Raw genomic sequence first — 1,168 nt, 5'->3', positions numbered from 1 at the left:
CATCCGTATGCCCTTTCACAGCTCACCGATCGGAGATCCAGTGTCCCTGAAGTCGTCTGCCCGTACCGTGTTCGCCGCCGCCGTCGCCCTCGCCGCTGGCGCCGCACCGGCCGTGCTGGGCCCGGCCGCCCATGCCGCCGGCGCGGACCACTCCGCCCCCGCCCCGAGGGCGGCGTCCGTCGCGCGGCCGATGGATTCCCGGGCCGGCCAGGCGATCAGCCGGAGCACGGTCATGGCCCGCGCCGAGAGCTGGATAGCCGAGGGCGTGCCGTACAGCCAGGAGCAGTACTGGACCGACAGCAACGGCACCTACCGCCAGGACTGTTCGGGCTTCATCTCGATGGCCTGGGACCTGCCCTCCGGTGCCTCCAACAACTACGGGGAGACGACACAGACCCTGCCGGGGTTCGCCACGCAGCTCGGCGGCTACGACGAACTGCAGCCGGGCGACATGCTCGACAACATCAGCGAGCACGTCGTTCTCTTCAAGGGCTGGACGGACTCCGGCCACACCACCGCGGACATCCTGGAGGAGCCCCACACCGGCGCGACCGCCCGCGAGGACGACTCGTACTACACGCGCGGCTACCTCGCCGCGAACGGCTACAAGCCGTACCGCTACAACAACATCAGCGACAGCGGCACCGCGCCCGGTGGGTCACCGATCATCGGGACGGGCGACATCAACCGGACGGGCGTGGGCGACTTCCTGGCCCGCGGCGCCGACGGACACCTGTACTCCTACATGGGCAAGGGCGACGGGACCTTCACCGGCCGCACCGACCTCGGCGGCGGCTGGAACCAGTACGACCTCATCGTCGGCGCGGGCGACATCAACCGGACCAGCGTCCCCGACCTGCTCGCCCGTGACCGCAACGGACACCTCTGGTCCTACATGGGCAAGGGCGACGGGACCTTCACCGGCCGCACCGACCTCGGCGGCGGCTGGAACCAGTACGACCTCATCGTCGGTGTCGGCGACATGAACGGCACCGGCGTCGCCGACCTCCTCGCCCGGGAACCCGACGGCGACCTCTACATCTACATGGGCATCGGGGACGGGACGTTCACGGGCCGCACCAAGATCGGCCACGGCTTCGACATCTACGACACCATCGTCGGGGCGGGCGACATCAACCGGACCAGCGTCCCCGACCTGCTGGCCCGC

Annotated in this window: 1 protein-coding gene; it reads left to right on the top strand. The window is 69.9% G+C overall.

Annotated elements, in window-relative coordinates; genetic code table 11:
- Positions 1–40 precede the first annotated feature (40 nt).
- A partial coding sequence (locus AA75_RS53155) for an FG-GAP-like repeat-containing protein (RefSeq protein ID WP_233289424.1) occupies positions 41–1,168 on the top strand: 1,128 nt, incomplete at its 3' end.

The organism is Kitasatospora sp. MBT63 (assembly GCF_000710465.2).
Lineage (GTDB): Bacteria > Actinomycetota > Actinomycetes > Streptomycetales > Streptomycetaceae > Kitasatospora.
Note: the sequence above shows the minus strand (reverse complement) of the source record. Positions and strands in the feature narration are given on the sequence as shown.